Source organism: Micromonospora zhanjiangensis, from assembly GCF_042650605.1.
In the GTDB taxonomy this organism is placed as follows: Bacteria; Actinomycetota; Actinomycetes; order Mycobacteriales; family Micromonosporaceae; genus Micromonospora_J; species Micromonospora_J zhanjiangensis.
In genome coordinates this window covers 1-25,982 of the sequence record NZ_JBHSBN010000016.1, presented here as the reverse complement: position 1 = coordinate 25,982, position 25,982 = coordinate 1, and the positions used below count along the sequence as shown (strand labels likewise).

The window sequence follows — 25,982 nt, the reverse complement described above, 5'->3', positions numbered from 1 at the left end:
TCCCCGTGACAGACCGTCCACGTCCGATCGATGGCGGCAACCGTCGCATCAACCGTACGTCGTTGATCCGACACTACTGTTTCCGTGCCAGGGTGGAGACCGGCCCCCGTGCCGGACGGAGATCATCGACGGGGCGGCTGCACGAACAGTCAAGAACGCCGCAGCCACTGCCAAGGCGAACGTCGTGATGATTGTCGATCATTGGATTCACGCCGCGCCGCACGAGGCGCGAGTCGCACACCCACCGGAGGTTGACATGCGTAAGGTCGGCACCACCATCGCGGCCGCCGTCATCACCGGACTGTCGGTGGTGGCCGTTCCCGCGACCGCTTCGGCCAGTTCCGCCAGCCCCGCCAGCTCCGTCGCCTCGTGCCGCTACGGCACCCAGCGCATCACCGGCGCCGAGATGGACTGGACCATCTGTGTGGACTCCTCCGGCACCGGAGTCAGCTATTTCGCGTCGGACACCGCCAAGGACGGTCGCCGCGCCGAGGTCTGGCTCAGGTCGCCGGCCACCTCGTCCAGCGGCGTCAAGATCAACGAGGCGACCGGCGGTGTCGGCGACTGGGCCGAGGGCGAGTGGTACGGCTTCTACCAGAGCGGCGTCAGCCTGAGGCTCTGCACCAGCGACGCCAACACCGACCGCCGCTGCGGCAGTTGGCTCTAGTCGTCGTCTCCGGGCCAAAACAACGCCAGCTCCGGTCGCGGCACCCGGCAACTTGGATCTCCTTCACGTCGCTGACCGACGCTGACGTTGTTTTGGCCCGACAACTCTCAAGATCAAGTCGCGGCGCGACGGTCCAGGGTCGCATGGTCGATCTTTCCGTTCGGGTGGGTTGGCAACGCGTCCACTGCCACCAGCCGGGCAGGCAGTGCAGCCGCGGGCAGTGAGCTGAGAATGTGCCGCCGTACCGCGCCCCGGTCGAGCTGGCCGGGTTCGCTCGGCGTCACGTAGCCGACCAGCTGTCCACCCGCGACACCCACCGCCGCGGCGGCGACACCCGGGGCTGTCGCGAGCGCGTGCTCGACCTCGGCCCGCTCCAGCCGCACGCCGCCGAGCTTGAGCTGGTCGTCTTCGCGCCCGAGCCAGTGCAGTACGCCGTCCTCCCGCCGAGTTACCAGGTCACCAGTGCGGTGGTAGGGCACGCCGTCGATGTCGTGCCGCGCGATCGTGTCGAGCTCGGCGAGTCCCGGACCGGTGACGTGCAGCACGTCGTCGACGACGCGGACGGTGGTGCCGGGGATCGGACGACCGATGGGTACGGTACGGCCTTCGGCGTCTGCCGGCGTGCAGGCGTGCATGGTCGTCCACACGGTGTGCTCGGTCGGTCCGTACTCGTTGTACAGGCGGGTCGCGGGAAGGTGCCGGTAGTGTTCGCCGACCAGCGCCGGCGGACATGCCTCCCCCGCGACGATCACAGTGGACAGGCCGGCCAGATCGTCGGCGAGGCCGCCGCGTAGCGCCACCGAGTACAGCGACGGGAGCAGCAGCAGGTGGCTGGGGCGGTGGCGGCGGGCGGCGCGGCCCAGGGCCACCAGGTCAGCCGCCCGGTCGCTGGGGATCACCAACGTCCCCCCGCAGGCCAGCGTCCAGTAGATCCCCGCGACCGAGCTGTCGAACGAGATCGACGAGCAGAGCAGGAATGCCCGTACCGGATCCGGATAGACCGCGATCCGGGCGGCGGTCGAATATGCCAGAGCGGCCGCCGACACCGTGACACCTTTCGGGCGACCGGTGGAGCCGCTGGTGAAGCAGGTGTACGCCAAGTGGCCCCGGCGCGCGACCCGCTCACCCGGTAGGTCGCCCAGATCGACATACGCCAGCCCGGGCAGTCGCTGTGGTAGGCCGGGTTCGGCCACCGCGACTGTGGCGCCGCTGGCCTGGGCCAGGTGCCGCTGGCGGTTGGGTGGGAAGAGCGCGTCGACCGGCACGTACCGCGCTCCGGCTCGCAGCACGCCGAGCATCCCGACCACCGCCCACCGCGACAGCCGGGCATGCACCACGACGGGATCACCCTCACCGATGCCGCGGGCGGCCAGGGCCGCCGCGGTGGCCGCGCTCAGGGTGTCCAGCTCGGCGTACGTAAGCGTGCCGGTACGGTCGAGGATCGCGGTACGGCCGCTGGCGGGAGGTGGCTCGACCAGATCGAGGATGTGCCCGGGGTAGTCGGTCATCGACCGGCCCCGGCGAACGCGGGCAGGACCGCGAGGTACGCCTCGACCAGTCGTTCCACGTGGGAGGCGGTCACCAGTCCCGGATCGTACGCGACTTCCCCGCGGCCGCCGGGGTGGACGGTGACCAGTATTGGCGTACCGAGGATCACCGTAGGCGGCGTCTCGGCGCCCAGCGGCGTCAACGTGAAGCGTGGCTGCTCGATCGGTGGCGTCATGTCCGGCCGGGCGACGTACCGGAAGGCCGGGACAGCCCGAGCGCCGACGAGCACGTCGAGCAGGCCTGGTACCGCGCGTAGCACCGGTACCAGCGGGATATCGTCCGCGTACGCCTGCCGGCAGGCGGCGTCGACCCGGCGGAGCAGGTCGGCCGGGTCCGGGTCGCCGGTCATCGGTATCCGCAGGGTGAGCACGTTGAGTAGGAAGCCGACCGTGTCCCACTCCGACGGGATCCGGCCAGGTGTGATGACCGGCAGCACGGCCTCGGCGGTGTCGCCGGCTGGGCACATCGCCGCGGCGAACGCGGCGAGCAGCAAGGTGAACGGCGTGCTGCGGGCACGCCGGGCAGTGGCCCCGACGGCTCGCCACAGGTCGTCGCCGAGCGCGAAGGTGACCATGGCGAGTGGACAGGCCCGTTCGGCTTCGCCGGACAGCGTTCGCGGGGCGGACGGGCCGAGGCCGCACAGCCGTTCCCGCCACCGCGGGACGACCTCGGCGATGCGTTTCTGCCACTGCGGCGACCGGTCGTCGGCGGCGATGTCGGCGTACTGCATCACCGCCGCGTCCAGGCGTCCGCCGGCGAGCCGAGCGTGGTATGCGGTCACCACGTCACGCGCTAACACGCTGAGAGACCACGGGTCGGCAGCCCCGTGATGAGCGGCGAGGTCGAGCCGCCCGCCGACCAGCCGTGCCCGCAGCGCCGGTACCTGACCGCCGGGCAACGGGCCGTCGAAGCCGCCACCGCCGGTGTCGAGACCGACTGGGACGGGCGGCAGGATCCGCTGCTCGGCGCCGTCACGGACGGTACGCAGCGCCTCGTGTCTCACGACCACATCGTCGAGCGCGGTGGCAAGTACGGCGGGGTCGATCGCACCTGTCACCGTGTACGAGCGTTCGACGGTGAACCGGGGGCCGCGGATCCGGGTCGGGTCGTGCCGCTCGACCTCGTCAAGCAATTCCTGGGCGTACGTGAGGGGGATTGTCATCGATGCCGCCGTGGAGTTACCGGCAGCCGTTTGATCCCGGCGAGGAACGTGGAGCGGACGCGTACCACCGGGCCGGCGGGTTCGAGATCGGCGAACTCGCGGGCCAGCGCCCCGAACAGCAGCCGCAGGGTCAGCCGGGCCAGGTTCGCGCCGATGCAGTAATGCCGGCCGCTGCCGAAAGTCAGGTGCCGGTTGGGGCGCCGGGTGGGGACGAACCGATCCGGGTCGACGAACACGGCCGGGTCGCGGTTGGCCGCGGCGAGCCAGGCCACCACCGCGTCACCTTCGTTGAGGTCCGTGTCGCCGAGTCGGGCCGGGCTGCGCACTTGTCGCATGAAGTGCATCGCCGGGCTGGCATACCGCAACGCCTCTTCCACCGCGTCGTCGAGCAGGTCCGGCTGGTCCGCGAAACCCCGCCAGCGGCCGGTCGCGCCGAGGTGGGCAACCGTGGCGGCCGGCACGCACGGTAGCGTCACCGCAGCGCCCAGCAGCAGGCTGTAGCAGTTGGCCACCACCGCACTGGGCCGCAGCGGCCCGCCATCGAACCGCATCCGCACGAGCACGCTGATCAGGTCGTCGCCGGGAGTGCGCGACCGCTGCCGGACCAGGTCGGCGAAGTAGGCGAACAGTTCCCGGTGGCCGCGGGCCAGGGTCGCCTCGACACCACCGGGCAGCTGCACCTCGGCGTCGTCCTCGGCGGCGCACATGGCGGCCAGCGTCGCCAGCCGGGGCCAGTCCGGGGTGGGCAGGCCGAGCAGCGGGCCGGCCGCGGCAAGCGGGAGGAGACGCAGCACCGGGACGAGGTCGACGACACCCCCGGCGGCCTGTCGTACCGGGTCGAGGACGCGGTCGACGGCAGCGGCCACGTGCGGGACGCAACGCTGGACCGCGCGCGGGCTGAGCGCCTGCTGGAGCGGTGCTCGCATCCGATCGTGGCGTGGCGGGTCGGTGGCGGCGAGTTGGCGGCCGGCCGCCGGGTCCGGGCGGCCGAGCAGGTTGAGGAGGGTACCGCGTTCGCTGGTAAATGTGGCGTGGTCGGACAGCACCCGGTCGACGTCGGTGTACCGGGTGACCGACCAGAAGCCGGGCCGGCCACCGGTCGGCGGCTGCCAGTGCACGGGGTCGCTTGCCCGCAGCCGCCGCCACACAGCATGGGGATCGCCGGTGGCATACAGATCCGGGTCGGCCAGGTCGACGCGCGCCAGCCCGGCGGTCACCAGTGCATCCCAGCGACGTGATCGGTCGCCGGCTGGTCCGGCTGCGCGCCTGCCAGCGCCTCAACGACGGTCGCGGCGAGCTCGGCCACGGTCGGGGTCAGGAACAGCGTCCAGGTCGGTATCTCAACACCGAGCATCCGGTCGATGGCGAGCTGTAGGTCGGCGGCGAGCAGCGAGTCGCCGCCCAGTTCGAAGAAGTCGTCGTGCAGCCCGATCGGCGCGACACCCAGCTTTTGGCTCCACAGGTCGGCCAGGCGCCGTTGCAGGTCGTCGCCCGGCGGCTGGTACGCCGTACTGAGCTTCAACTCCTCGCGCGGCATGCTCATCGCGCCACTGCCGGGGTCGAAGGTAACGGCAGCGGCTCGTGCGGCGCGGCGACGATCCGGTCCAACGCGGTACGGAAGACCGCCGCGACGGCTGCCACAGTGGCTTCGTCGAACATGGCTGGCTGATAGGTGACCCGCACGACGAAGGAGGTGTACGGCTCCATCACCCACAGGAAGTCGACCGGCATCACCGGCTCCTCCCGAACGATCCGCGGCGGTAACGCCAGCCGGCGACAGGTGACGGTGGCAGCCCGCTCGGACCGCGGGATCGGCCGGCACAGCTGCATCGGCGCCGGTACCACGTCCCGCGCGTCGAACGCCGCCTCGGCCAGGTCGGGCAGCTCCTCCAGGACCCGGATCAGCGGTACGTCGTTGGCCAGTGCTTCGGCGTTCGCCCGGTGCACCCGCGCGACCGCCTCGACGCCGGTCGGGTCACCGCCGAGGTCGATCGGCAGCACATGCCCGTTGAGGTAGAACCCGATGCTGTCCCACTCGCTGGCGGACCGGCCGGCGGACAGCACCGGTACCACCACCCGCGGTGCACCGGTACGGCTGGCGAGGGCCGCCGCGTACGCGGTCAGCAGCAGTGTGAAGTCGGTGGTGCGCAACGCCCTGGCCCGCCGGTGCAGTCCGGTCACGGTGGCATCGTCCAGCTCGAAGGTGTACAGGGCCTTGACCGGCGCCGGGCTTCGCGGGTCCCGGGGCCGGTCGGGCGGGATGCCGACCCGGCGGACCCCGGCGAGCCGCTCGTGCCAGTACGGCATGGCGTCGCGCAGCCGCTTCTCCCGCCCGGGCATTGTGGCAGCCAGGGCATGATCGGCGTATTGCGGGACGGGGTCGCCGGTCGGGTCGCTGCCGGAGCGCAGCCGCTCGTACGCCGCCAGCACGTCCCGCATCGCCACCTGCATGGTCCAGCCGTCCGCGACCGTGCGGTGGATGAGCAGGATCAGCGCGGAATCGATCGGGCCGAATCGGACCAGGTGCGCGGCGACCAGCGGAATCCGGTCGGACGGCAGCGGCTGGGTCAGCGCTTCGGCGGTGACTTCGGCGGTGGCGGCAAGCCGCTCGTCCGCGTCGTCGGTCAGCACCTCGTGCACGCTCAGCGGCACCGGCGCGGGCGCGCCCACCCGCTGGTACGGGAAGCCCTCGTCGCGCACCACCACAGTGCGCAGCGCGCCGTGCCGTACCACCAGGGCGTCGAGGGCCCTTCGCAGGTCGGGGAGACGGAGTGGGCCGGCCAACTCGTGCGCGCACCAGTTGACGAAGCCGTCGCCGTACACGCCGCCACCGTCGCGGGCGGCGAACGCGGCGAGCAGCTGCTGGGCGTACGACAAGGGTGCCTCGGTGGTTTCGGTCACGGGGATCCCTTCGGTATGTCAGGGCAGGTTGGCGGCGACCAGGCCGCGCCGCGCGGCGAGGAAGTCCACCGTCGCGGCGAAGGCGGTCGCCAGGTCGGCGGTGGTGGGCGCGGCCACCAGTTCGCCGAGTGTGCTGGGAAACGGCGGCGCCTGGTCGAACAGCGACGCGAGCGACATCAGGTTGTCGAACTTGCGGCGTTGCGGCGACGGCAGCGGATCGATGTACACCGGCCGGACCACGCGGTCGATCAGGGCGGGGCCGACGAACCTGGGCCGGCCAACGGTCAACCCCAGCGCGGTACCCCGCTCGGCGGTCAGACCCACCATGCGCTCAATGGTCAGCGCGGCGTTTCCAGCGGTGAGCCAATGCTCACATGGTGGTGCGGCGGGTGGACCATCGGCGATGGTGAGCATTGCCCGGGCCACCACGTCGCACGGCACTGCGTCGATCGAGGCCTCGGCGGCGAACGGCAGGACCGGCAACAGGTTGCGCAGAACAGCATCTACGGTGGAGTGCAGCCCTTGGAACCGGCTCATCCATCCGGTGCGGGAGTCGCCCATTACCACCGCGATGCGGGCGATGGCCCCGGGCAGCCCGGCGGCCCGGACGATCTGCTCGGCCACGAGCTTGGACTCCAGATACGGGCGGGCCATCCGGGCCGCCGTCGCGTGCCGGGTGACGAACGCGGTGGACGCGAACACCAGTCGCGCCCCGGCGTCAGCGGCGAAGGCCACCACGTGCCGGGTGCCGTCCACGTTGAGCGCCCGTAACTCCTCGGCGGGCGCGGTGAAGTCGGTCGCGCCGGCACAGTGGATAACTGTGTCGACCTCACCGGCGAGGGCGGCGTACGCCGACCGGTCCAGGCCCAGCCGGGTGGCGGTGATATCGCCGGCCACAGTTCGGCCGGCCACCACGCCGCGGTGCGACAGCGCGACGACGCGACCCGCGGGCGCCGCAGCCAGCACAGCGGCGCCGACGGCTCCGCTGGCCCCGGTCAGCAGGATCACACTCATCGCACACTCCCTGGTCGAATGCCGGCCGGTCGGCCGACCCGAGTCGCCGCCCGATTGTCGGCCGCGGATCAACGGCCTGGCTCACACCGGACCGTTCGAGATCGTTCGAGATCGTTCGGACGCGAGCGCACGAAGGTGTGCTCGGTGGGTTAACGGCAATGCCGCTGGCCTGGCGGAAATCCGCCCCGGCCAGGCGACCAGGGCGCCGTCAAGCGCAGCCCGCTCGACAAACTGCCCGATATTGGCGAACGAGACCGGCCGTGCAGCGCGCAACCGGCCTCGTCGATCCACTTTCAGGTCGAGTGACTATCGCCGCATGGCGGGCCGCTTCCGGTGGGTCCACCCGCGCAACGCCCACTCGACGGGGCCGTACCGGAACCGCCGCATCCACCACGCGCTGGCCGCCACCTGCACCGCGAAGATGGACAGTGCGATCAGCACCGTCAGGGCCGCCGAGGCGTGACCGGCCAGGCCCAGCCCGACCCCGGTGAAGACGAGCACGCAGAGGAGCGACTGACTCAGGTAGTTCGTCAGCGCCATCCGTCCCGCGGGCGCCAACGCGTCCGCGATGCGCGACCGCCGGCTGAACAGCCGTAGCAGGGTCGCGGCGTAGGCCGCCGCGAGGAACGGCGCGGTGACGATGCTGACCATCAGGCCGGTGGCATTCGCGGTGCCGCCGCCGATCACGAACATGGTGGCGCCGGCCAGACCGACCGGATAGCCGATCCGTTCGCACCGGCGCAGCAGGTCGTCGTGGCTGTGCACGGCGGCGAGCATCCGGTGCTTGCCGGCGGCGAGCCCGACCAGGAACGCGGCGAAGGCCAACGGTCCCTGCACGACAAGCGCGCCGAACATCCCCGGCAACGTGCGCAGGTGCTCCAGGATGACATCACCGAGCCCGCCGCCCAGGGCCTCCGTCGAACGCGCACCGGCGGCGAGCGCGGCGGCCTCGTCCGGCACCATCGCGGCACCGAGTACCGCGGCCACACCGACCAGGAACGCGATCACGCCCACGATGACCGCCGCGGTGACCAGCGCGGTGCGCGGCTGCATCCGCCGCACGGCGAGGAGCAGCAGACCGAGCAACGCGTACGTGGTGAGAATGTCGCCCTGGAACAGCAGCACCGCGTGCAGCGCCCCGAGCACGAACAAGCCGGACAGCCGGCGCAGGAACGACGGTTTGAAGACCGCCCCACTCCGGGCCGCCGAGTCGAGCTGCAGGGTGAAGCTGTAGCCGAACAGGAAGGAGAACAGCAGGTACGCCTTCATCGCGAACAGCAGTTCCACCACGCCCTCGACCAGCCGGTCGAGCGCACCGTACGCCGGATCGGCGACCAGGTGGAACGTATACCCGGAGCTGAAGAACCAGACGTTGGCCATCAGGATGAGCAGCAGCGCGCTCCCGCGCAACGCGTCCACCACGGTGATCCGGGCGCCGTTGTCGGGTGCGGCGGACACGTGCAGGGCACGGCCCTGTTGATCAGGTCGGAGCGCACTCATGGCATCCCGCCTCGCCGGACCACAGTGGAATGAAAACCAGTCATGCCGTACAGCGTATTTTTCCAGTGGTGTCGCCGATAGTAAGGCTGTCCCCCGTATTTGCCCTCCGGATACCGTCACTGCACTAGTGCAGTTAGGGCGCCGATGAGTTCCGGGCGGTCGGTCGGTCCTACCGCTGGACAACCGACCGTGGAGGAGACTTCCGATGACCTCGATCCAGCCCGTCGTCAGCACGCCCGACCTGCCCCGCCTGCGCGCCTTCTACGAACGGGTACTCGGCGCGACGCAGACCCTCCGGGTGCCCGACGACGGCCCGGAGTTCTTCGTCGAGCTGCGGATCGGCGACACCGCGCTCGGCATCGTGCAGAACGACGCCACCGAGACCGGGTCGCCGGTGCGGATCATCCTCAGCGCCGACGTCGCGGACGTCGACGCGCTGCTGCCGGTGGTCGAGTCGGCCGGCGGCACCGTGCCGGGCAAGCCGAACGACATGCCGTGGGGCCAGCGGGTCGCGCACGTCCTCGACCCGGACGGCAACATGCTCAACCTGACCAGGCCGATCTGACGACCGGCGACGTCACGCGGCCCGCAGGTCGCCGCCGAAACGCCCGCGCTGTGTTTCCATGCCGGGGTGGAGACCATCGAGGAGTTGACCGGGCGGGTACGCGCCTTCGCTGCCGAACGCGACTGGCAGCCGTTCCACACGCCGAAGAACCTGGCCATGGCGCTGGCCGGTGAGGTGGGTGAGCTGCTCGCCGAGCTGCAGTGGCTCACCCCGGAGGAGTCGGCGCGGGTGATGGCCGATCCCGAGCACGGTGCCCGGGTCCGGGCCGAGATCGCCGACGTGACGATCTACCTGGTCCGGCTGGCGGACGTGCTCGGTGTCGACCTGCTCGCGGCGGCGGCCGACAAGTTGGCCGATTCGGCGGTCCGGTATCCGGTCGAACGGGCCCGCGGCTCGGCCGCCAAGGCCCCCCGGGATCAGCCGCCGGTCACGTAGCGAGGACTCGCTGTGGCTCGATCAGCGAGCCACAGCGAGTCCAGGCCGTCGTGCGTATTATGCGACGTAGCCGTTGAACATGTGGACCCCGTCGTTGGAACCGCTCGAATTCGCCCGGTTCGTACTGAAGTACAGCTTGCCGTCGCTGAGTCCGACGCCTTCGATCTCGAATGTCGTGTATGCCGAGGACGTGATGCGGAAGGAGAGGTCGGTGGCCGCGGGTGCGGTTCCCGTCGTCGTCGGAGACACGTTTCGGTAGACGAGCACGATGCTGCGATTGTCCTTGGTCAGCGGATAGTAGAGGACCTTCTTGGTCGCGTCGTAGAAGAATCCCTGGTTGGCGAAGGTCCCCAGATCCGACACCGGGGCGCCGTTGACCAGGGCGCCCTCGACCTGCAGGTCGAACGCCTTGGTCAGGTCGATGGTCCCGGAGGAGGCGCGCAGCGGGAGGCTGCCGTTGTAGACCGTCCGGCCGCTCTTGAACATGAACGTGATCGTGGTGCTGGTGACCGTCACCCGGTTGATCCCGGACGGCGCCGCCACGGCCCCGTTGAGACGCACCTGGTACGACCCGGCGTGGTAGTAGGTGGTGCCGTCGTAGCGCAGCCTCACCAGCTGCGCGCCGGTAGCTTCCATGGTGACGACGAACAGGTGGTGCTGACCGTCGATGTCGACGATCGTCATGTCGTTCGCGTGCCCGAGCCAGGTATTGGTCGTCCCGCCGTTGGTGCCGTTGGTCATCAGTACCCGCTCACCGGTGGTCTTGTTGACCCGGTAGATGACGGCGAGGTCGTCGTAATTGGTGTGGTTCTTGACTGAGTACAGGTAGGTGGATCCGGCGGCGAAGCCCTGTACCCCGGTGCAGCAGCTCGTATTAGGCGTGCTGGCGATGGTGCTGTAGGTGTTGTAATAGGCGGCTTGAGCCGGCTGCCCCGACAGGGCCAGAAGACCGAGCACCAGCCCGGCCACCATCGTCATTCGTCTACGGAATCGCATATTGTCCTCCCCGAATGGTGACGACCCAAGCCCCGTGCCACGGTCATCGACTGCAGGCTATTGCTCAAGGGAAGGGCGGTCAACGCTGTGATCGCCGCTGGCTATGTCATTTCGCGCCTGGAATCGGCATCCGGTTTCAGGCGGCCAGCAGGTCACCACCCAGGTCCACCGCCCGCAGCTCGTTGATCAGCACCCGGGACGGCCCGGTCGGGTCCAGCGGCCCGGTCGACCGGGGACGCAACCCCCACCGACCGTCGCTGACCACGTACGCGTAACCACCGGCCCGGTCCTTCCAGCTCGCGTCGGTGGCCGCGACGAGCGGGCCGGTGGTTCGGGCCCACCGGCCGACCTGGCCGTGGACGCCCCCGGAGCGCGGTTCCAACCGGCGGGTCGTGCAGGGCCGGCGGCATGAACCGCAGGGCTTCGTCGAGCTCGTCGATACGCATGACGCCTCCTTGTGCGGGCTGGGAGGAGCGGACGGCGGACCGGGCCGGTCCCGCCGGCGGTACGGGGGTGGGTCAGGCGGAGCAGGTGACGACGGCGTAGCAGCAGCCAGATCTCGAAGCAGGGGTTCGACCAGGCGAGGCGGACGCGGGATGCCGTGGCCTCCGCGTCTGCCTGCGCGGTCGGAAACTGGTCGACGTCGCAGACCGCCCAGGCCTCGTCGCTGAGCATCTGTTCGTCAAAGGGCCCGGACGGGACGTTGCGCTTTCCGCGAATCCAAACGGGCAGCGCTGGCGGCGGAGTCCGTGTGCGGGGGAGTGGCTGTTCTACGGATGTTCGTACTATCGTAATTGCTGTGGCTGACGATGACCGACTCGCCGCGCTCGAGCAGCGTGTCACCGAGCTCGAGGCCCGGCTCCAGCAGCCGGCAGCTACTGGTCCGAACACCGCACCCGAGTCTGAGGTGCTGTGGGCGTTGGAGGGTCTTCGCGCCCGCGTCGACGAGCCGGGTGCGGTGCTGCTGGTCGGGCATGTGCGTCTGCCGGACGGTCGCAGCGCGCAGTGGCAGGAGGCCGCTGAGACCGAGGATTTGCTGGGTGCCGACTGGGCCGATGGCAGCGACGCGCTGGCCGCCCTGGGGCATCCGGTTCGGCTGCGCCTGCTCCAGCAGGTGCTCTCCGGCGTAGCCACGGTGCACGAGCTCACGCAGACCGAGGGTGTGGGGACGAGCGGACAGGTTTATCACCACCTGCGCCAGCTTGCCTCGGCCGGCTGGTTGCGGGCTCTCGGTGGGGGCCGCTACGAGGTGCCGGTGGCCCGAGTCGTCCCCCTGCTCGCCGTGATCCTGGGAGCCCGGCGATGAGGCGCGCGATCGCCCGGTGGCAGACCTGGTGGGCGCGGCTGTTCGTCCTCGCGATCCCGGCGGGCGTCTTCCTTTCCATCCCGTCCCCGTGGGACCTGGCGCTCATCGTCGTGCCGTTCCTGCTCTTCCTCGTGCGACCACCGGTCTCGGACCGGGCACCGGTCGAGCTGGTCCCGCCCGTGCGCGGGCGGTGGGTGGCGCTCAACAGCCCGGGCTCGGCGGTGCCGAGTCACGGGGTCAAGGCCTACGGGCAGATGTACGCCGTTGACCTGCTCCAGCCCTCGGACGCGGCCGTGTCGGTCGGCTGGGGGCTGCGTGCCCGCCGGCCGGAGTCCTACCCGTCGTTCGGGCAGCCGGTCCTCGCCATGGCGCCCGGGACGGTGGTGCGCGTGCGGGCCTCGCAGCGCGACCAAGGGGCGAGGAACACCTGGCCGTTGGTGGTCTGGATGCTGACGGTGGAGGGATTCCTGCGGGAGCTCGCAGGCGCCTCGCGCGTCCTCGGGAACCACGTGATCGTCCAACACGACGACGGCACCTGTGCCGCCTACGCGCACCTGCGTCGCGGCTCCGCCTCAGTCCGGGCCGGGCAACAGGTCCGAGCAGGGCAACAGCTCGCGCAGGTGGGCAACACCGGCAACACCTCCGAACCCCACCTGCACGTCCAGCTCATGGACCGCGCGCACCCGACGGCCGCCGCGGGACTTCCTATGCACTGGCCGGATCTAGTCATCGACCCCGCCGAGCGCAACCCGCGCTGGACGACTGGTAAGCCCAGGCCCACCGCCCAGCCCGGGTTCCCCGCGAACGGACAGATCTTTCAGGTCAAGTAACACCACACGCCGACATGGACCTAACGGACAGTGGTGGTGGGGAGGCCACGTGACGATCTACCTGGTCCGGCTGGCGGACGTGCTCGGGACCGACCTGCTCGCGGCGGCGGCCGACAAGTTGGCCGATTCGGCCGTCCGGTACCCGGTCGAACGATCCCGCGGTTCGGCCGCCAAGGCGCCCCGCGATCGGCCGCGGGTCCCGTAGCCGTCGGTTGATCTTCTCGCTACAGTCGTGGCAACCACGCGGTCCGACGGGCTTCCGGCGTACGGATATGCCCCCCATCCGCACGATCACTTCGTGCTGCCCGGGGGCAATTCTCGATGTCGGCGTACCGTACGTCCGCTGCTGGTCTGCTCCGCCTCGCCACCGAGGGGTCCCTAATGGACCGGGTCGCCGAACAGGTGCGGATGAGCGGGCACGGCGTCGGGCCGGCCGAGCGCAGATCGTGGGCGGCGAGCCTGCCGGTGCTGGCCCAGGACCTGGCCGACGCGGGTCTGGCCGAGGTGGAGGTGCTGGTCGAGTACCAGTTGCCGCTGACCAGCCGCCGGGTCGACGCGGTGCTGGCCGGGGTGGACCCACGCACCGGCGCCGACTCCTACCTGGTCGTCGAGCTGAAGCAGTGGTCATACGCCACCGCCTACGAGGACTCGGACACCCTGGTCGCCGTCGAACACGCCCGTGGCCCGCGCCTGCACCCCGGCGTCCAGGTGGCCGACTACTGCCAGTACCTCACCGACTTCCTCGGCGCGCTCGGCCGGCAGCCGCAGCCGCTGCGCGGTGCCGCGTACCTGCACAACGCCGTCGACCGGGACGTCGCCGACCTGCTCGACCGGCCGGCCACCGAGCAGAGCCGGCTGTTCACCAAGCAGCGGCGCGGCCAGTGGCTCGACCACCTGCGCCGGCACTTCGCGCCCGCGCCCGGCGCGCCGGCCGCGGACCGCTTCATGACCAGCTCCGTGCGTCCCAGCCGGCAACTTCTGGCGTACGCGGCGCAGGAGCTGAAGGAACGCTCCCACTTCACCCTGCTCGACGAGCAGCACGTGGCGTACGAGTTGGTGATGCGGGCGGTGGAGCGGGCCCGGACCGGTAACCGCAAGCGGGCCGTGGTGGTGGCCGGCGGGCCGGGCAGCGGCAAGAGCGTCATCGCGCTGTCGATGATGGGGGAGTTGGCCCGGCGCGGCCGGCCGGTCATGCACGCCACCGGGTCCCGGTCGTTCACCCAGACCCTGCGCCGCTACGCGGGTCGTGGGTCGACCCGGTTGCAGAGCATGTTCAAGTACTTCAACAGCTTCATGACCGCCGAACCGAACGAGTTCGAGGTGCTCATCTGCGACGAGGCGCACCGGATCCGGGAGACCTCGGTCAACCGCTACACCACCAGGGATCGCCGCGCCGCGGCCCGCCCCCAGATCGAGGAACTGTTCGCGGCGGCCCGGGTGCCGGTGTTCCTGCTCGACGAGCACCAGGTGGTCAAGCCGGGGGAGTTGGGCAACGTCGAGATCATCTCGGCGTACGCGGAGAAGTTGGGCCTGGAGGTCGACCTGGTGTCGCTGCACGACCAGTTCCGGTGCGGCGGCAGCGAGGCGTACGAGCGGTGGGTTCTCGACCTGCTCGGCCTGGACGGCGGCGAACCGACGGTCTGGGCCGGCGACGGCCGGTTCGACCTGCGGCTGGCCGACTCGCCGGAGCAGCTGGAGGCGTTCCTGGCCGGCCGGCAGAAGGTCGCCGGGACGGCCAGGATGTCGGCCGGCTACTGCTGGCCGTGGAGCGACCCGCGCCCGGACGGCACCCTGGTGCCGGACGTGACGGTCGGCGACTGGGCCCGCCCGTGGAACGTCAAGAGCGAACGCCGCGTCGGCGACGCCCCCGGCAGCGCGCTGTGGGCCACCGACCCGGGCGGCTTCGGCCAGGTCGGCTGCGTCTACACCGCGCAGGGCTTCGAGTACGACTGGTCCGGCGTCATCATCGGCCCGGACCTGGTGGCCCGGGACGGCCGGCTGGTGACCCGGCGGTCCGAGTCGAAGGATCCCAACTTCCGCAGTCGCAAGGCGGTCAGCGACGAGGAGGCGGACGGGTTGATCCGCAACACCTACAAGGTGCTGCTGACCCGTGGCATGCGCGGCACGATCCTGTATTCGACGGATCCGGAGACCCGGGATTTCCTGGCCCGCCTGGTCCGCCCGACCCGTCCGCCGGAAACCGTGTACGAAGAGGCGGCCGGATAGCAATCCGTCGCATCGTGTCGTTACAGTGACCGTCAGTTCCGCGGACCGACGGGCTTCCCTTGCTCCTTGAGCGAGGGACATGCCCCCACCGCACGAGTTTCTCGTGCCTCGGGGGCCAGCCTTGTCGGCGTTCCGCACCACTCCACGGAAGATCCTTTCCCTGCACGGGGAAGGTCGATTGGGCATCGACCTGGCGGCCCACCTGATCAGGGCCGGCTACCGGATCGGTCCGCAGGAACGACGTGCGTGGGACAACAGCCTGCCGGCGCTCGCCGAGCATCTGGTACGCGTCGGCCTCGGTGACCTCGACGCGCTGGTCGAATACCAACTGCCCCGCAGCGACAGCCGGATCGACGTGATCCTGGCCGGCATCCATCCCACCACCGCTCGGGAGTCCTACCTGGTGGTGGAACTCAAGCAGTGGAGCGCCGCCCGCCGGCTGGACGACGTGGAGAAGCTTGTCACCGTGCCGATGATGCGGGATCCACAACTGCATCCCGGGGTCCAGGTGGAGGCGTACTGCACGTATCTCGCGGACTTCCTGGCGGTGGTGTGGGACTGGCCGGAGGCCGTGCACGGGGTGGCCTATCTGCACAACGCCGTCAGCGCGTCCGTGGCCGACCTGATCGACCCGGGCCGGTCCCGGCAGGCCCTGATCTACACGACCGACCGCGTGGCGAGGTTCGACGCGTACCTGGCCGGGCGGTTCTCCACCCGCGGCACCGGCGACGCGGCGGACCGCCTGCTCGGTAGCGGCATCCGTCCCAGCCGGCAGTTGCTCGCCCACGCGGCCGACGACCTGCGAGGACGCCGTCACTTCGTCCTGCTGGACGCCCAGCGCACCGCGTACGAGTTGGTGATGCGGGCGGTCAGGCGGGCCCAGCAGGGGCGCCGCAAGCAGGTGGTGATCATTTCCGGTGGGCCGGGCAGCGGCAAGAGCGCGATCGCCCTCACCCTGCTGGCGGACCTCGCCCACGCGGGCCGAATCGTCGCGCACGCCAGCGGCTCGAAGGCGTTCACCGGCAGCCTGCGGCGGTACGCCCGCACCGACCCGCGCGAACCGTTGCGGCGCACCAAGCCGTTGTTCAACTTCTTCCGAGATTTCATGACCGACGAGCGGGACAGTATCGACGTGCTGATCTGCGACGAGGCGCACCGCATCCGGACCCGGTCGAACAGGGGGAGCGTGGTGGGCGAGGTTCCGCAGGTCGAGGAGCTGATCGCCGTCGCCAAGGTGCCGGTGTTCCTGCTCGACGACCATCAGGTGGTGCGCCCGAACGAGGTCGGCCGGGTCGAAATGATCAAAGAGGCGGCCGGACGGATGCACGTGGACGTCGAGATCGTCACGCTGGACGCGCAGTTCCGCTGCGGCGGCAGCCCCGGCTACGAGCGGTGGGTCGAGCACCTGCTCGGCCTGGCCGACGGCAAGCCCTATCCGTGGGACGGTGACGACCGGTTCCGGCTCGGCGTCGTCGGCTCGCCCGAACGGATGGAGGAACTGCTCAGGCAGCGACAGGCCGACGGGGAGACGGCCAGGATCTCCGCGGGTTTCTGCTGGGAGTGGACCCACCAGCCGGTGAACGGCCGGCTCGCGAATGACGTGCGGATCGGATCGTGGGCCAAGCCGTGGAACGCGTATGGCAACCGGCCGCCGCGCGGCATCCCGTCGAGTTCCTACTGGGCGACCGACCCGGCCGGCTTCGGGCAGGTCGGCTGCATCTACACGGCGCAGGGATTCGAGTACGACTGGTCCGGCGTGATCATGGGCCCTGACCTCGTGGTCCGCAACGGTCGGTTGGTCAGCCAACCCGGCGAGTCCAAGGATCCGGAGATCATCGGCCGTCCGGGCCGGCGCAAGCCGGAGAACGCCGACCTGTTGATCCGCAACACGTACAAGGTGCTGCTGACCCGTGGGCTGCGCGGTTGCCTGATCCACTCGGTGGACGAGGAGACGCAGGCGTTCCTCAAGCGCTTGGTGCCGGCGCCCGTGGACCGACTCGGCAATGCCCAGGATGGTGTCTATCGGGTCGGCGGGCGCGCAACGGCAGAACGCGAGGCCAAGGCTTCTGTCAGATATCAGACGGAGACCGCTGGCCGGGAGTAAGCGGATCTCACGAATGAATTCGCAGGTGGGAAGCGTTAGGAACGCGTCAATGGGTCGGACGCTCGGAAATGCCTGTAGATCCTCCCGATCCGCGCGCACTGGGCAGCGCCGGGCCCGCTCGATACCGTGCACGGGACTGGCACACAGCTGAATACCTGGGGAGTGACGGATGGCTGCGCCCGGGCGCGTGATGCGCTATGCGTGAGGACTCGCCGCGCTGGGAGCAGATCAACCCGAGCGAGTTCGAGCACGAGAAGGACGGCCTGCGCGAACTGGCCGCCTACCTGCCGGACGCCGACCCGTTCCACGTCTGGGCCAACGTCGAGTTCGTCGGCCAGGACGGTTCGATCAACGAGGTCGACGCCCTGGTGTTGACCCGCAGCGGACTCTATCTGCTGGAACTCAAGCACTGGCAGGGCGAGGTGAGTGGCGACGGTCAGCAGTGGGTCCGACGCACCCCCGGCGGGCGTCGGCGGCTGGACAATCCGCTGCTGCTGGCCAACCGCAAGGCCAAGCGGTTGCGCAGCGTGCTCCAGCAGTACGCGCCGCCGGGCGCCGCGGTGCCCTGGGTGGGGGCCGCCATCTTCCTGCACGCGACGAACTGCCACTCCACCCTGGACAACCTCGGCCGGCAGCACGTCTACGGCCTGGACGGCGGGAACTCCGGACTGCCCAGCCTGAAGACGTTCCTGCTCACCGCGCCGGACGACTACCGGCAACGGGTGGACGCGGTCCGTGGCCGGCAGATCGTCGACCTGGTCAAGGGAGCCCGGATTCGCCCGTCGGTGGCCGGCCGCCGGGTCAACCAGCTCACCCTGCATCAACGCCTGTTCGCCGAGGGCCTCGGCTGGCAGGACTTCCTCGCCGATCACCCGCTGGACCCCGGCCGCCCCCGCCGGGTCCGGTTCTACCTGACCTCCCGGGCCACCGAGGAGGAGATCCCGGCGATCCGGCGGGCCGCGGAGCGCGAGTTCCGGCTGCTGCAGGGCATCCACCACCCGGGCATCGCCCGGGCGCACGACCTGGTCGAGCACCCGTGGGGCCCGGCGGTCGTCTTCGACCACCAGCCCGACTGGGTACGCCTCGACCAGTGGCTGGCCGACCGGGACGGCAAGCTGCAACTGGCCCAACGCCTGCAACTGGTGCAGGACCTCGCCGAGATCGTCGACTACGCGCACTCCCGCCGGCTGTCGCACCGCTCCCTGCACCCGGGCGTGATCTTCGTGGCCGACCCGGAGTCCGCCCGCCCGACGCTGGTGGTCACCGACTGGCAGACCGGCGGCCGGCAGGCCGGCACCCGACTGACCCGCACCGGCACCCCCACCGACCCGGCCAGCCTGGAACTCTTCTTCGACGACGGGGTACGCCGCTACCAGGCCCCCGAGGCGGCCACCCTGGACGACCTGCCCGGACCGCAACTGGACGTGTTCTCGTTCGGCGCGCTCGCGTACCGGATCTTCGCCGGCGCAGACCCGGCCGCCACCGCCGAGGAGTTGGTCACCGCGGTGGCCGGCGGCGGGCTGCACCTGGACGCGGCCGCCGACGGCATGCCGTACGCGTTGGTGGAGGCCGTCTACGACGCGACCCGCGGCGACCCGGCGCAGCGGATGAAACGGATCGCCGACTTCCTGGCCGCCCTCGACCTGGTCTGGGAGGAGCTGACCGCCCCCGAACCGGAACCGGTGGTCGACCCGTTGCAGGCCCACCGGGGTGACCTGCTCGACGGTGGCCTGACCGTGGTGAAACGGCTCGGCAGCGGCGCCACCGCGACCGCCCTGCTGGTCACCCGCGACGAGCCGACCGGCAAGCGGGAGCTGGTGCTCAAGGTGGCCCGGGACGAGCAGTTCGCCGACCGATTCGCCGCCGAGGCGCGGGCCGTCGACAAGCTGCGCGACGCCCGGGTGGCCGCCCTGGTCGAGGGCCCGATCACGGTCGGCAACCGCACCGCGCTGCTGCTGGAGAGCGCCGGCGACCAGACCCTCGCCGAGGATCTGCGCTCCGGCCGGCTCGCCCTCGACCTGCTGGAACGCTACGGCCGCGACCTGCTGGAGATCGTGTCCTTCCTGGACGGCCAGGGCGTCTGGCACCGGGACATCAAGCCGGCCAACCTGGCGTCCCGGCCCCGGCCGAAGGACAAGCAGCCGCACCTGTGCATCTTCGACTTCTCCCTCGCGGCCGTCCCGGCCGACCAGATCACCGCTGGCACCACCGCCTACCTGGACCCGTTCCTCGGCCCGCCGCGCCGGCTGCGGTTCGACGCCGCCGCCGAACGGTTCTCGGCCGCGGTGACCCTCTACGAGATGGCCACCGGCACCCTGCCCCGCTGGGGCGACGGCGCCAACCCGGCCGTGATCGACGACGAGGTGACCCTCGACCCGGCCGCCTTCGACCCGTCGGTGGCCACCCGCCTGGTCGGCTTCTTCACCAAGGCCCTGGCCCGGGACACCGCGAAGCGGTTCGACACGGTCGACGAGATGACCGACGCGTGGCGGGCCATCTTCCGCGAGGTCCCCGCCTCGGAACCCACCGCCGACCACGACGCGGACCGGGCCGGCCGGCAGGTCACCCTGACCCGCACCACCCCGCTGGAACACACCGAGCTGACCGCGCGGGCCCGCTCGGCGCTGGAACGGCTCGGCATCCTCACCGTCGGCGAGCTGCTGGACGCCGAACCGTCCGCGCTGACCCGGGCCCGTGGCGTCCCGGACGCCACCCGCAAGGAGATCCTGTCCCGAACCCGCGCCCTGCGCGCCCAACTCGACGGCGACGACCGGCCGGCGTCCCCGTCGCCCGGCGTGGACCGCCCGCTGGCCCAGGGCGTCGAGGCGCTCTGCGCCACCCTGCTGCCGGCCGCCACCGGCCGCGCCAACTGGCAGCGGGCCGCGTTGCAGGTGCTACTCGGCCAGACCACCACCGACGCCGGACAGTTCCTGCGCTGGCCGTCGCAGGGCGACGTGGCCCGGGCCACCGGCAAGCTGCAACCGCAGATCTCCACGCTGCTGCGCCGCAACGCCACCCGCGAGTGGCGGGACAACGTCGCGCTGGACCTGGTCCGCGGCGAGATCGTCGCCCTGCTCGACGCCCGCGGCGGGGTGATGTCCGCCGAGGAGATCGCCGAGGCGCTGATCGCCGCCCGCGGCTCCTACACCGCCGAACCGAAACGCACCGCCCAGGCGATCGGTCTGGTCCGCGCCGCCGTGGAGACCGAGCTGGCCCAGGGCGGCGACGCCCGGGTGGCGATCCACCGCTGGCGGGGCAGCGACACCGTCCTGGTCGGCCGGGAACCCGACGACCCGGCCACCGAACGCACCGCCGCCGACCTGCTCGGCTACGTCGTCACCCTCGGCCGGCGGGCCACCGAACTGGTCGCCGCCGACCCGCTGCCCACCCGGCAACGCGCCGTCGAGGAACTGCGCGCCGCGCGGACCCCACCGGCCGGCATGGCCGCCCTGTCCGACCTGCGACTGCTGCAACTGGCCGCCGCCGGCAGCAACGGCGTCGCCGACGTCAACGCCCAGGGCCAGCTCTACCCCGTCGGGATGCCCGCCGAGCGCGCGCTGCGGTTGGCCGCCGGCGCGCTCGTCGGCCAACAGCTCGACCCCGACACGGTACGCGCCAGAGTCCGCGCCCGGTTCCCCCGCGCGCAACACCTGCCGGGCCGCACCGCGCTGGACACCCTGCTGCGCGACGTGCCGCTCACCTGGGACGCCGCCCACGGCCGGTACGCCCCACCGGAGCGGCACTCCTCGCTGACCGGCACCCGGATGGCCAGCACCACCGGCCCGATCCTCGGCCCGGACGCCGACACCGACGCCCAACAACGCCTCACCGGGGCGCTGGCCCGCAAGGGTTTCCTCGCCGTGCTCGCCTCGATCAAACGCCTCGCCCCGGCCCGCCGGGCGCTGCTGGACCGGTTCGACCTGACCGAGGTCGACGTCACCGCGATCCTGCTGGACCGGCTGCGCGCGCAGGGCTTCCCCTGGGAGGCGATCGTCGCCGCCGACAACGGCCGACCCACCGACCCGGACTTCCGCAGCCTGGTCGAACTGGTGCAGCACCACGTCATACCGGCGATCCGGGCCGCCCTGGACGCGGCCGGTGACCGGCCGGTGCTGCTCACCGAGGCGGCGCCGCTGGCCCGCTACCAGCAGCTCGGCCTGATCCAGGAGCTGGCCGACCCGACCCGGCCCCGGCCGGCGGCCCGGCTGCTGCTGGTCGCGGCCCGCAGCGCCGAACCGCCGCTGCTCGACGGCCGGCAACTGCCGCTCACCTCGCCCGCCAGCCAGTCGATGTGGCTGCCGGACCCCTGGACCGCCACCCCCGCCGCCCCGGAGAGGACCACCCGCCGATGATCCCGTTGAAGGCGCTGCAAGCCCAGGTCACCGCCCTCACCGACGACCTGCGCGAGGTGGTCCCGCACGACTCGGAGCTGCTCGCCGACCTGGAGAAGGAGTACGGCCAGGCCAAGGAGGCCCGGCGGACGGCGGCGGCGTTCGAGACGTGGCTGGAGGACATCCTCGACCAGGCCGCGGTGGCCTGGGTGCTGGGGTGCGTGTTCGTCCGCTTCATCGAGGACAACGAGCTGCTGCGACCCGAGCCGGGGGAGTCGCGCCCGACGTTGTGGCTGGGCGGGCCGGACCCGGCCGCGCCGGTGGGCCGGGCGGTGGAGAACCGGCAGCACTACCTGATCGCCAACCCCCGGCACAACGACCGGCACTGGCTGCGGCAGGCATTCGACTACCTGCGCGGGCTGCGCGCCACCGGGAAGATCTTCGACGGGCACAACCCGGTGTGGCGGTTCCCGATCAGCGGGGCGGCGGCCGAACGGCTCTCCGACTTCTTCCGGCGCGGACCCGGGCTGGTGTCGCTGCGCAAGGAGGACCTCGACACCCGGTTCCTCGGTGACCTCTACCAGGACCTGTCGACGCACGCGAAGAAGACGTACGCGCTGCTGCAGACGCCGGACTTCGTCGAGGAGTTCATCCTGGACCGGACGTTCGAACCGGCGGTGCGGGAGTTCGGGTTGCCGGAGACCAAGGTGATCGACCCGACGTGCGGGTCGGGGCACTTCCTGCTGGGGGCGTTCCACCGGCTGGTCCGCAAGTGGCGGGAACGCGAGCCGGAGACGGACGTGCGGGTGCTGGTGGAGCGGGCCCTGGGCCAGGTGACGGGGGTGGACATCAACCCGTTCGCGGTGGCGATCGCCAGGTTCCGCTTGCTGGTCGCCGCGATGACGTTCTGCGGATTCCGTGCGCTCGAACGCACCCCTGCGTGGACGGTTCGCGTGGCAGCGGGGGACTCGCTTCTGAGGTGGGGGCGCGGCGTGGCGGACCAGGGCGACCTCATCGCCACGATCGAAGGGAAGCCGGCATTCACCTACCTGAGCGAGGACGCTGATCTGCTGGGCGACTACCTGACGGAAGGTCAGTACACGGTGGTGGTGGGCAACCCGCCCTACATCACCGTGTCCGACCCGGCCCGGAACCAGCTCTATCGCAGCATCTATTCGAGCATCTGTCACCGGCAGTTCCAACTGACGGTGCCGTTTGCGAAACGCTTCTTCGACCTGGCCAGGCGCTCGGACGAGCATGGCGAGGGCGCTGGACGCGTCGGTCAGATCACCGGAAATGCGTTCATGAAGCGCGAGTTCGGCAAGAGGCTCATCGAGGACTACTTCGCACACAAGGTCGAGCTGACTGAGGTTATCGACACGTCTGGCGCCTACATCCCCGGTCATGGGACACCGACACTCATCCTCGTGGGACGGGCCAACAGTCGTCGGCGGTCGAGCACTGTCCGCACAGTGCTCGGGGTGCGCGGGGAGCCGGGCCAACCCGAAGACCCTGCTATGGGCTTGGTGTGGACGGCCATCGTCCAACAAATTGATACTCCTGGGTCGGAGTCAGGATGGGTCAGCGTGGAGGACAAGCCGCGAGCCCAATTGGCAGCATACCCATGGAGCCTCGCGGGGGGCGGAGCGCAAGCGGTAATGGCGCGCATCGAACGCAAAACACGTCTCGCGCAGGCGGTCGAGGTCATCGGCCGGACAACTGTACTGGGGGAGGACGATGCGTGGATTCTTCCGGACGCTGCTACTGCTCGCCGGCTAAAAGAAGCGGGACGAGTCGAAGTGTTCGTTACTGGAGAGCATGTTCGGGATTACTTGATCAAAGACCCGCTCTTGGTGCGGTCTCCATACAAAGATGCCCGGCATGAGGCGCTGGTCGGCGGCGACGACCCGATTTTGCAACATCTCTGGCCCGTGCGAACGTCGCTAGGTGCGCGACGAATTTTCGGTCGTAGCATGAAGCAGAGTGGTCGACATTGGTATGAACATCTTGAAAATTACAAAGATCGTCTGAAGAATCCACTCTCAATTTCGTTTGTTTTCGTCGCAACACACAACCACTTTGCACTTGACCGGGGCGGAAAGGTCTTCAACCGGCATGCTCCTGTCATCAAGTTGTCAGAGGGTGCGACCGAAGACGATCACCTGTGTCTGCTTGGGATCCTGAGCAGCTCGGCTGCTTGCTTCTGGCTCAAGCAGGTTAGCCACAACAAGGGTAGCCAAGGGGTCAACGAGGGTTTTAAGTCCCAAGAGTGGGAGCGGTTCTACGAGTTCGCTGGGACGAAGCTTCAAGAGTTTCCGTTGCCGGAAGCGTATCCGCTGGGGGTGGCGCGGCTGCTCGACTCGCTGGCGCAGCGGCTCGCGGGCTTGACCCCGGCGGCGGTCGCGGAGTCCGGGATGCCGACGCGGACGCGGTTGCGGGAGGCCCAGGCAGAGTACGAAGCGGTGCGGGCGCGGATGATCGCGTTGCAGGAGGAGTTGGACTGGGAGGTCTACCGGCTCTACGGGCTGCTCGATGACGACCTGACGTGTGCCGAGGCGCCAGAACTCGAGCTGGGGGAGCGGGCGTTCGAGATCGTGCTGGCGCGCAGGATGGCGGCCGGGGAGGTCGAGACGCAGTGGTTCGCGCGGCACGGGTCGACGCCAATCACTGAGCTGCCAGAGCACTGGTCGGACGAGTACCGGGCAGTGGTGCAGCGGCGGATCGAGGCCATCGAGTCCGATCGGAACATCGGGCTGATCGAGCGGCCGGAGTGCAAGCGGCGGTGGGCCACCGAGGGCTGGGACGCCATGCAGACCAAGGCGTTGCGGGACTGGCTGCTCGACCGGTTGGAGACGCCCGAGCTGTGGGGTGCGCGCCCGACGCCGCAGTCCGTGGCGCAGCTCGCCGACAAGGTGCGGCACGACGAGGACTTCCGCGCGGTGCTGGAGTTGTGGGTCGGGCGGGACGACTACGACCTGACCAAGACGTTCGGCAAGCTGGTCGCTGACGAGCACGTGCCCTACCTGCCAGTGCAGCGCTACAAGCCGTCCGGGTTGCGCAAGCGGGCGCAGTGGGAGCGCACCTGGGCGTTGCAGCGGCTGGAGGACGCGGGCGAGGAAGGCATCCGGATCGACGTCCCGCCGAAGTACACCTCGGCCGACTTCGTGAAGTCGTCGTATTGGCGGGCGCGCGGCAAGCTTGACGTGCCGAAGGAGCGCTTCATCTCGTACCCGAAGGCGGGCCGCGATTCGGACGGCACGGAGTTGCTCGGCTGGGCGGGATGGGACCACCTGGCGCAGGCCCAGGCCCTGGCCACCGTCTACCTGGACCGCAAGACGCAGGCCGCGTGGCCCGCAGACCGACTACTGCCGCTGCTCGCCGGCATCGCCGAGCTGGAACCATGGCTGCACCAGTGGTACGCCGACGAGCGTCCCGGCTTCCCTGGCTCGCCAGCCCAGTTCTTTACCGACCTGCTCGACGCCGAAATCTCCCAGCTCGGCGCGGATCGCTCCAGCTTAAACGTCTTCACATGTGCTCAGCGGTTCTCCGCAAGTACCAAATGAAGCAAAATGCGTCCGGCGTGAGGCGCCTGGTAGAACCCCTAAATCGTTTGCATGCTCAACTGGAGGAAGCTCGCTCATGAATGAATTTACGTCAACCATGCTCTGCTGTGTCCTGCCTGTAGCGATTATAGTGATCATGTTTGTGGCGGGGGTCAAAAAGGAGCAGGCTGAGGAGGCTGCGTTGCGGTCGGTGGGTCCAGTTGAAAAGAGGGTGGGGCGATCAGTCGTGCTGCATTCTAATCCATATCGAATTTCCGTCGACACGCCAGGCGGCCGGCAAACTTGGCCTCTGACGGCGGACACCGCTATCTCCGTGGAGACCGCCGGATCGATTACCGCAGTCCGTGGTCGTAACTTGTCGGCTAAGGCTGTCGGTGGTGCGTTGACCGGCGGAGCGGGACTTTTTGTTTTTGGAAATGCGAAGACAAGCGAGGTCGATAACCGAGAGCTTTATATCGTCATCGAGTCCGATACGCTTGCGCACGTGTCGAAAGTTGATCCGAAACTCGGTCAGGAGGCCCGGCAATTTGCAGCATCGGTTAATCTGATAGCTCGACAGATGGGTTCGGATTCGGTATCGAAGGAACCAAAAAATGAAGATCAAGAAGACTGAATTGGCGAATGCGCTGGCTTGGACCACGGTCGGCTGACGAACAGTGCCAGAAAGAGCTGGTTCTGTGGGCGCGATCCCTGGCGTGGCATGCAGGCTCAGCGAAGTTAGCGGGGGTTGAGGTGTCCTCGGGTTCGTCGAGTGGTGGCGCAGCGGGTGCGTAGTCGCTGATTGATGGGGTTGCGGAAGCCGTAGGCGTCGCGGGCGACGGTCTTGATCACTCG

20 protein-coding genes and 1 pseudogene are annotated in these 25,982 nt (G+C 69.9%); 11 read left to right on the top strand and 10 right to left on the bottom strand.

All coding sequences use genetic code 11. The features are described from left to right. The first annotated feature begins 256 nt into the window (after positions 1–256). Complete coding sequence (locus ACFOX0_RS21415; RefSeq protein ID WP_377548812.1) at positions 257–667, top strand: hypothetical protein; 411 nt, start codon at positions 257–259, stop codon at positions 665–667. A gap of 113 nt (positions 668–780) precedes the next feature. Here the strand turns inward: ACFOX0_RS21415 and ACFOX0_RS21410 are convergent, their stop codons facing one another. From ACFOX0_RS21410 to ACFOX0_RS21380, 7 genes are all read right to left on the bottom strand, one after another. Next, the gene (locus tag ACFOX0_RS21410) at positions 781–2,175 is read right to left on the bottom strand and encodes an AMP-binding protein (protein ID WP_377548810.1); all 1,395 of its coding nucleotides are present in this window, start codon (positions 2,173–2,175) and stop codon (positions 781–783) included. Further along, positions 2,172–3,377, bottom strand: a complete 1,206-nt coding sequence (locus ACFOX0_RS21405) for a condensation domain-containing protein (protein WP_377548807.1) — start codon at positions 3,375–3,377, stop codon at positions 2,172–2,174. Before ACFOX0_RS21405 ends, ACFOX0_RS21410 begins: the two co-directional genes overlap by 4 nt. Continuing rightward, complete coding sequence (locus ACFOX0_RS21400) at positions 3,374–4,594, bottom strand: cytochrome P450 (protein ID WP_377548804.1); 1,221 nt, start codon at positions 4,592–4,594, stop codon at positions 3,374–3,376. Before ACFOX0_RS21400 ends, ACFOX0_RS21405 begins: the two co-directional genes overlap by 4 nt. Beyond that, positions 4,591–4,920, bottom strand: a complete 330-nt coding sequence (locus ACFOX0_RS21395; RefSeq protein ID WP_377548801.1) for a phosphopantetheine-binding protein — start codon at positions 4,918–4,920, stop codon at positions 4,591–4,593. Before ACFOX0_RS21395 ends, ACFOX0_RS21400 begins: the two co-directional genes overlap by 4 nt. Further along, positions 4,917–6,278: a condensation domain-containing protein gene (locus ACFOX0_RS21390; RefSeq protein ID WP_377548798.1), complete on the bottom strand. Its 1,362-nt coding sequence runs from the start codon at positions 6,276–6,278 to the stop codon at positions 4,917–4,919. Before ACFOX0_RS21390 ends, ACFOX0_RS21395 begins: the two co-directional genes overlap by 4 nt. Before the next feature lie 18 nt (positions 6,279–6,296). Next, the gene (locus ACFOX0_RS21385; protein ID WP_377548795.1) at positions 6,297–7,292 is read right to left on the bottom strand and encodes an SDR family oxidoreductase; all 996 of its coding nucleotides are present in this window, start codon (positions 7,290–7,292) and stop codon (positions 6,297–6,299) included. Positions 7,293–7,598: 306 nt separating this feature from the next. Further along, positions 7,599–8,792, bottom strand: coding sequence for a DUF418 domain-containing protein (locus ACFOX0_RS21380; protein WP_377548793.1), 1,194 nt, complete (start codon positions 8,790–8,792; stop codon positions 7,599–7,601). A gap of 205 nt (positions 8,793–8,997) precedes the next feature. Here ACFOX0_RS21380 and ACFOX0_RS21375 point away from each other — a divergent pair, with 205 nt between their 5' ends. Both ACFOX0_RS21375 and ACFOX0_RS21370 read left to right on the top strand, forming a co-directional pair. Beyond that, positions 8,998–9,357: a VOC family protein gene (locus tag ACFOX0_RS21375; RefSeq protein WP_377548791.1), complete on the top strand. Its 360-nt coding sequence runs from the start codon at positions 8,998–9,000 to the stop codon at positions 9,355–9,357. 66 nt (positions 9,358–9,423) lie between these two features. Further along, positions 9,424–9,792 (top strand): nucleotide pyrophosphohydrolase, encoded by a 369-nt coding sequence (locus ACFOX0_RS21370; protein ID WP_377548788.1) that lies wholly within the window; start codon positions 9,424–9,426, stop codon positions 9,790–9,792. A gap of 57 nt (positions 9,793–9,849) precedes the next feature. On the opposite strand, the gene ACFOX0_RS21365 is transcribed toward ACFOX0_RS21370, so the two are convergent. The 3 genes and pseudogenes from ACFOX0_RS21365 to ACFOX0_RS21355 form a co-directional block, all read right to left on the bottom strand. After that, complete coding sequence (locus ACFOX0_RS21365) at positions 9,850–10,761, bottom strand: hypothetical protein (RefSeq protein ID WP_377548786.1); 912 nt, start codon at positions 10,759–10,761, stop codon at positions 9,850–9,852. Positions 10,762–10,924: 163 nt separating this feature from the next. After that, a complete protein-coding gene (locus tag ACFOX0_RS21360; RefSeq protein WP_377549105.1) occupies positions 10,925–11,170 on the bottom strand; it encodes a hypothetical protein in 246 nt (81 codons plus the stop codon). Positions 11,171–11,343: 173 nt separating this feature from the next. Then, positions 11,344–11,463 (bottom strand): annotated as a pseudogene (locus ACFOX0_RS21355) (RloB domain-containing protein); the annotation flags it as partial. Positions 11,464–11,587: 124 nt separating this feature from the next. Between ACFOX0_RS21355 and ACFOX0_RS21350 the strand changes: the two are divergent. The 8 genes from ACFOX0_RS21350 to ACFOX0_RS21315 all read left to right on the top strand — a co-directional run bounded on the left by ACFOX0_RS21350 (position 11,588) and on the right by ACFOX0_RS21315 (position 25,761). Further along, the gene (locus ACFOX0_RS21350; RefSeq protein WP_377548783.1) at positions 11,588–12,094 is read left to right on the top strand and encodes an ArsR/SmtB family transcription factor; all 507 of its coding nucleotides are present in this window, start codon (positions 11,588–11,590) and stop codon (positions 12,092–12,094) included. Continuing rightward, entirely contained in the window at positions 12,091–12,924 is an 834-nt protein-coding gene (locus tag ACFOX0_RS21345) for a M23 family metallopeptidase (protein WP_377548781.1), read from the top strand. Before ACFOX0_RS21350 ends, ACFOX0_RS21345 begins: the two co-directional genes overlap by 4 nt. Before the next feature lie 49 nt (positions 12,925–12,973). Then, on the top strand, positions 12,974–13,129 hold the full coding sequence (locus tag ACFOX0_RS21340; RefSeq protein WP_377548779.1) for a hypothetical protein: 156 nt from the start codon (positions 12,974–12,976) through the stop codon (positions 13,127–13,129). Positions 13,130–13,305: 176 nt separating this feature from the next. After that, positions 13,306–15,150, top strand: coding sequence for a DNA/RNA helicase domain-containing protein (locus ACFOX0_RS21335; RefSeq protein ID WP_377548777.1), 1,845 nt, complete (start codon positions 13,306–13,308; stop codon positions 15,148–15,150). A gap of 178 nt (positions 15,151–15,328) precedes the next feature. Then, complete coding sequence (locus ACFOX0_RS21330; protein WP_377548775.1) at positions 15,329–17,254, top strand: DNA/RNA helicase domain-containing protein; 1,926 nt, start codon at positions 15,329–15,331, stop codon at positions 17,252–17,254. Positions 17,255–17,451: 197 nt separating this feature from the next. Next, positions 17,452–21,606 carry a BREX system serine/threonine kinase PglW gene (gene pglW, locus ACFOX0_RS21325; protein ID WP_377548773.1) on the top strand — a complete coding sequence of 1,385 codons (4,155 nt, stop codon included), beginning with the start codon at positions 17,452–17,454 and terminating at the stop codon, positions 21,604–21,606. After that, positions 21,603–25,148 carry a BREX-2 system adenine-specific DNA-methyltransferase PglX gene (pglX, locus tag ACFOX0_RS21320; protein WP_377548771.1) on the top strand — a complete coding sequence of 1,182 codons (3,546 nt, stop codon included), beginning with the start codon at positions 21,603–21,605 and terminating at the stop codon, positions 25,146–25,148. The genes pglW and pglX overlap by 4 nt, the downstream gene beginning before the upstream one ends. Positions 25,149–25,224: 76 nt before the next feature. Beyond that, positions 25,225–25,761 (top strand): hypothetical protein, encoded by a 537-nt coding sequence (locus ACFOX0_RS21315; RefSeq protein ID WP_377548768.1) that lies wholly within the window; start codon positions 25,225–25,227, stop codon positions 25,759–25,761. The last annotated feature ends 221 nt before the right edge of the window (positions 25,762–25,982 follow it).

What these genes read in the sequence shown, in the direction of transcription:
- ACFOX0_RS21380 (WP_377548793.1), bottom strand. Translation starts at nt 8,792, where the DNA reads ATGAGTGCGCTCCGACCTGATCAACAGGGCCGTGCCCTGCACGTGTCC.
- ACFOX0_RS21385 (WP_377548795.1), bottom strand. Translation starts at nt 7,292, where the DNA reads ATGAGTGTGATCCTGCTGACCGGGGCCAGCGGAGCCGTCGGCGCCGCT.
- ACFOX0_RS21345 (WP_377548781.1), top strand. Translation starts at nt 12,091, where the DNA reads ATGAGGCGCGCGATCGCCCGGTGGCAGACCTGGTGGGCGCGGCTGTTC.
- ACFOX0_RS21395 (WP_377548801.1), bottom strand. Translation starts at nt 4,920, where the DNA reads ATGAGCATGCCGCGCGAGGAGTTGAAGCTCAGTACGGCGTACCAGCCG.
- ACFOX0_RS21415 (WP_377548812.1), top strand. Translation starts at nt 257, where the DNA reads ATGCGTAAGGTCGGCACCACCATCGCGGCCGCCGTCATCACCGGACTG.
- ACFOX0_RS21405 (WP_377548807.1), bottom strand. Translation starts at nt 3,377, where the DNA reads ATGACAATCCCCCTCACGTACGCCCAGGAATTGCTTGACGAGGTCGAG.
- pglX (WP_377548771.1), top strand. Translation starts at nt 21,603, where the DNA reads ATGATCCCGTTGAAGGCGCTGCAAGCCCAGGTCACCGCCCTCACCGAC.
- ACFOX0_RS21335 (WP_377548777.1), top strand. Translation starts at nt 13,306, where the DNA reads ATGGACCGGGTCGCCGAACAGGTGCGGATGAGCGGGCACGGCGTCGGG.
- ACFOX0_RS21315 (WP_377548768.1), top strand. Translation starts at nt 25,225, where the DNA reads ATGAATGAATTTACGTCAACCATGCTCTGCTGTGTCCTGCCTGTAGCG.
- ACFOX0_RS21410 (WP_377548810.1), bottom strand. Translation starts at nt 2,175, where the DNA reads ATGACCGACTACCCCGGGCACATCCTCGATCTGGTCGAGCCACCTCCC.
- pglW (WP_377548773.1), top strand. Translation starts at nt 17,452, where the DNA reads ATGCGTGAGGACTCGCCGCGCTGGGAGCAGATCAACCCGAGCGAGTTC.
- ACFOX0_RS21375 (WP_377548791.1), top strand. Translation starts at nt 8,998, where the DNA reads ATGACCTCGATCCAGCCCGTCGTCAGCACGCCCGACCTGCCCCGCCTG.